The sequence below is a fragment of the Streptomyces calidiresistens genome, assembly GCF_014141525.1.
Classification (GTDB): Bacteria; Actinomycetota; Actinomycetes; order Streptomycetales; family Streptomycetaceae; genus Streptomyces; species Streptomyces calidiresistens.
In genome coordinates, this window is the sequence record NZ_VKHS01000422.1 from 1 (window position 1) to 4,811 (window position 4,811).

The window sequence follows — 4,811 nt, forward strand, 5'->3', positions numbered from 1 at the left end:
GCGGCCCGACGCCCCGGGCGTCCAGATCGGCCGTGCCGGCCGCCGCGGCGGAACTGCGCGGCAAGACGGTCAAGATGACCCGCATCCGCAAGGTCATCGCCGAGAACATGATGAAGGCGCTGCACAACCAGGCGCAGCTGTCCTCCGTGGTCGAGGTGGACGTCACCCGGGTCATGCGGCTGCGCGCCCGGGCCAAGGAGGCCTTCCTGGCCCGCGAGGGCGTCAAGCTCTCCCCGATGCCGTTCTTCGTCAAGGCCGCCGCCGAGGCGCTGAAGGCCCACCCGGTCATCAACGCCCGGATCAACGACGACGGCACCGTGACCTACCACGACGTCGAGAACGTCGGCATCGCGGTGGACTCGGAGAAGGGCCTGATGGTCCCGGTGATCAAGGACGCGGGCGACCTCAGCCTGGCCGGGATCGCCAAGCGAACCGCCGAGCTGGCGGGCAAGGTGCGCAGCGGCAAGCTGAGCCCGGACGACATGTCCGGCGGCACCTTCACCATCAGCAACACCGGTTCGCGGGGCGCGCTGTTCGACACGATCATCGTGAACTACCCGCAGGTCGCCGAGCTGGGCATCGGCGCCACCGTGCGCCGCCCGGTGGTCGTGAACCACCCGGAGCTGGGCGAGACCATCGCCATCCGGGACATGGTCTACCTGACCCTGTCCTACGACCACCAGCTGGTGGACGGCGCGGACGCGGCCCGCTACCTCAACGAGGTCAAGACCCGCCTGGAGGCCGGTGAGTTCGAGGGCGAGCTGGGGCTGTAACCTCCCCGCCCGCCCGACGGTGCCCCGTCGCGTCCCGCCCGGGACCGACGGGGCACCGTCGCGTCCGGACCCGGGGCAGGATGGTGGCGTGCGCGCCGCCCGGCTGATCCACCTGGTCCTGCTCCTCCAGCAGCGTCGGCGGATGACCGCCGCCGAGCTCGCCGCCGAGCTGGAGGTCTCCGAGCGCACGGTGGCCCGGGACGTGGCGGCCCTGGCCGAGGCGGGGATCCCGGTGCTCGCGGAGCGCGGCCGGGCCGGTGGCTACGCCCTGGTGGCCGGCTACCGGACCCGCCTGACCGGCCTGGACGGCCGGGAGGCCGCCGCGCTGCTGCTCTCGGCGGTGCCCGCCGCCGTCCGTGATCTCGGGCTGGACGGCGCCGCCGGTCCGGCCCGGCTCAAGCTGGCCGCCGCACTGGGGCCGGAGGCCGCCGACCTGGGCCGCCGCACCGCCGAGCGCTTCCACCTGGACGCCCCCGACTGGTGGCGTTCCGCCCCCACTCCCCCGCTGCTGCCGGTGCTGGCCGGGGCGGTCCGGGACGAGCTGCGGCTGTCCTGCCGCTACCGGCGGGGGGACGGCGAGGTGGTCGAACGACTGCTGGAACCGCACGGCCTCGTCCTCAAGGCGGGCCTGTGGTACCTGGTCGCCCGACCCGCCGGCGGCGCGCCCGACGCCCACCGCACCTACCGGGCGGAACGCTTCACCGCCGCCGAGCCGACCGGGGACCGCTTCGAGCGCGATCCGGACATGGACCTGCCGGCGCTGTGGGAGCGGCGGGCGGTGGAGTTCGCCCGCTCGCTGCTGCGGGAGACCGTGGTGATCCGCCTCACGGAGGCGGGGGCCCGGCGGTTGCCGCACGCCACGGACCGCCGGGCCGCCGCGGAGGCCTTGGCCGCCGCCGGCCCGGCGGACCCGGCGGGCCGGCGGACGGTCACCCTCGCGGTGGAGTCGGTGGAGGTGGCCGTGGACCAGTTGGCGCGGCTGGGGCCGGAGGTCGAGGCGCTGGCCCCGCCGGTGTTCCGCGCCCTCCTCGCCGATCTCCACCACCGCGCCGCGACCCTCTATCCACCCCCCGACCCGCCCCGGGCGCCCGGGTAGGGCGCCCGGGTGGGGAACCGTCCCCTCACGGCACCGGGTCCCGCCCCCCGGGAGCCCGCGCCGCTCGCGCCGCCCTCACCGGAAGTCGGCGGGATCCACGGAGGCGTCCCGCGCCCGGGCGGTCAGAAACCCCCAGGCGTCGGGACGGGAGCCGTCGGCGTCGGTGAAGCCGTACTCCCGGGCGAGGTCGGCGACGGAAAGAGACCGGCCGGACCACCGCGCGACCGCCGGGTCGGCGGCGAGGGCGACCAGGGCGCGGGCCACGTACACCGGCGACTCGGAGATCGCGAAGGCCGGATCCTTCGCCGTGCCCTCCCGCCAGGTCTCCTCGGTGACCCCGAAATGGGTGTCGAGCATCGCCTCCGAGCGCAGCCACCCCGGGGTCAGGCAGACCACCGAGGCCCCGTGCGGGCGCAGTTCCCCGGCCAGGCAGCGGGCGATCCGGATCGGCGCGTTCTTCGCCAGGTCGTAGTAGAGGGGCGCCCGGTAGTCGCGGTTGCTCTCCGCCGTGCCGTCGGTGACCTCCACCAGGAGGCCGCCGGACCGCCGCATCAGCAGCGGCAGCGCGTACCGGGAGGTGATCAGGTGGGTCTCCACCCCCAACCTGAGGGCGCGCAGCCCCTTCTCCGGGTCGTGCTCCCACAACGGGCGGTCCTCGACGAGGTGGTCGGCGCCCCAGACGTCGTTGACCAGCAGGTCGAGGCGCCCGGACTCCGCGTCGATGCGCTCCACCAGGGCCCGCACCTCCTCGTGCCGCAGGTGGTCGGTGGGCACCGCGACGGCCCGACCGCCGGAACCCGCCTCCCGTCCGGCGGCGGTCGCCAGGTCGGCCGTCCCCTCGATGGTCTCCCCCGCGCGCCCCACCTCGCTGACCCGTTCGCGGGTGGTGCGGCCGGTGACCCAGACCAGGGCGCCGGCCCTGGCCAACTCGACCGCCATCGCGCGGCCGGCGCCCCGGGTGGCCCCGGCGACCAGCGCGACCCGGTCGCGCAGCGGGGCCCCGGCGGTGGGATCGACGGCGGGGGCGGCTGTGGTCGATGCCTCGGATGTCACGTCTCTGTTCCCTTCGGACGGCGGGACCGGCCGGCCCCGTCGGAACGACGCTGCCGGCGATACCCGACACCCTCTGTCGGGTATCGCCGGGGATCCGACGGGTTTCCCCCGGTGCGGCCCCTCCGCCGGGGACGCCGGGGCCCGCCGGTGGCCCCCGGGTACCCGTCGGGGGCCGATGGACCCGGGAGCGGGGCCCGTCTCCGGGTGCGGGACCGGCCCGGAGGTCGGATGCTGGATGACGTGTTGGACGAGACGGAGTTCTGGGAACTGATCGACTCCACCCGCGAGGCGGCGGGAGGCGATCCCGACCGGCACGCCGACCTCCTGGTGGACCGGCTGACCGACCTCGACCCGCAGACCGTGGTGGACTTCGCCCGGCACTTCGAGTCCCGTTTCGCCCGCGCCTACCGGTGGGACCTGTGGGGTGCCGCCTGGGTGTTGCTCAACGGCGCCAGCGACGACTGCTTCGAGAACTTCCGGTGCTGGCTGATCTCCCGCGGCCGGCGGGTCTTCGAGGGGGCCCTGCACGACCCGGACGCCCTCGCCGAACTCCTGACGGCGTTCGATCCGGAGACGGACGGGGAGGCCGAGGAGGTCGGTTTCGCCGCCTACGACGCGCACGAACAGCTGACCGGCGAGGAACTCCCCTCCCTCGGCCTGCCGGTGGTGCCGCCGGAGCCGCTGGGGACCCCTCTCGACTTCGAGGAGGAGCGGGAACTGGCCCGTGCCTATCCCCGGCTGTGGGCCCGGTTCCGGACGGAGGGCGCGCCCGACGGCCCGCCCCGGGGGGAGGGGAACGGACGAACGGGCGGTGAACCGGTGGGCGACGCGATGGGCGGAAAGCCCGGCCGGATGTCCGGCGCTGCCTAGAGTTGCCGCATGACGCCTCCCCCCGATCCCACCGACGCGCCGCGCCGCGTCGCCGTCACCGGTGCCTCCGGCCTGATCGGCTCCGCCCTGGTCCGTTCCCTGCAGGCCGACGGCCACGAGGTCGTCCGCCTGGTCCGCCGCGCGCCCTCCGCCCCCGACGAGGCCCACTGGGATGCCCGGGCCCGCGACCCGGAGACGACGACCGCCGCGCTGGAGGGCTGTGACGCGGTGGTCCACCTCGCCGGGGCGGGGGTCGGCGACCACCGGTGGACGGAGTCCTACAAGCGCGAGATCCGGGAGAGCCGGGTTCTGGGGACCACCGCCGTGGCCCGGGCCGTGGCGCAACTCGCGGGGACCGGCACCGGGCCGCGGGTGTTCCTGTGCGGGAGCGCGATCGGCTTCTACGGCGACACCGGGGACCGACGGGTGGACGAGTCCGCGCCGCCGGGCACCGGTTTCCTCCCGGAGGTGTGCGCGGCCTGGGAGGCCGCGGCCGAGCCCGCCGTCACGGCCGGGGTGCGGACCGTCCTCCTGCGCACCGGCCTGGTGGTCTCCCGGCGGGGCGGGGCCTGGGGACGCCTGTTCCCCGTCTTCCGGGCCGGACTGGGTGGGCGGCTGGGCGACGGTCGGCAGTACTGGAGCCACATCTCCCTGGCGGACCACGTGGCCGCGATGCGTTTCCTGCTGCGGGAGACCTCCGACGCGCTCTCCGGTCCGGTGAACCTCACCGCGCCGGAACCGGTGACCAACCGGGAGGCGACGGCCGCGATGGGCCGGGTTCTGGGGCGGCCCACGGTGTTCGCCGTACCGGGCCCCGCCCTGCGGTTGGCCCTCGGGGAGTTCGCCACGGACGTGCTGGGCAGTCAGCGGGTGGTGCCGCGCCGTCTCCTGGACGCGGGGTTCCGCTTCTCCCATCCCGGCATCGAGGACGCGGTGCGGGCCGCCCTGGAGGAGCGGGAGGGCTGAGGCCGCGTACCCGGGGGCCGGGGGACGGGGGCCGCCGGTGGCGTGTTCCCCAC

At 75.6% G+C, this 4,811-nt stretch carries 4 protein-coding genes and 1 pseudogene; 4 read left to right on the top strand and 1 reads right to left on the bottom strand.

Annotation, left to right across the window (positions count from 1 at the left end; genetic code table 11):
• Positions 1 to 773: 2-oxo acid dehydrogenase subunit E2 (locus tag FOE67_RS16765; protein WP_182665111.1), on the top strand; the 773-nt coding region annotated here is incomplete at its 5' end.
• An 88-nt stretch (positions 774 to 861) separates the two neighbouring features.
• Entirely contained in the window at positions 862 to 1,869 is a 1,008-nt protein-coding gene (locus FOE67_RS16770; protein ID WP_182665113.1) for a helix-turn-helix transcriptional regulator, read from the top strand.
• Positions 1,870 to 1,944: 75 nt separating this feature from the next.
• Here the strand turns inward: FOE67_RS16770 and FOE67_RS16775 are convergent, their stop codons facing one another.
• A complete protein-coding gene (locus FOE67_RS16775) occupies positions 1,945 to 2,922 on the bottom strand; it encodes an SDR family oxidoreductase (RefSeq protein WP_182665116.1) in 978 nt (325 codons plus the stop codon).
• Between the two features lie 228 nt (positions 2,923 to 3,150).
• Here FOE67_RS16775 and FOE67_RS16780 point away from each other — a divergent pair.
• A pseudogene (locus FOE67_RS16780) lies at positions 3,151 to 3,678 on the top strand (DUF4240 domain-containing protein); the annotation flags it as partial.
• A gap of 123 nt (positions 3,679 to 3,801) precedes the next feature.
• Positions 3,802 to 4,758: a TIGR01777 family oxidoreductase gene (locus FOE67_RS16785; RefSeq protein WP_182665119.1), complete on the top strand. Its 957-nt coding sequence runs from the start codon at positions 3,802 to 3,804 to the stop codon at positions 4,756 to 4,758.
• Positions 4,759 to 4,811: the final 53 nt, after the last annotated feature.

Bases quoted from the DNA above. Each gene is read 5' to 3' on its own strand.
- FOE67_RS16785 (WP_182665119.1), top strand. From the start codon at position 3,802: ATGACGCCTCCCCCCGATCCCACCGACGCGCCGCGCCGCGTCGCCGTC.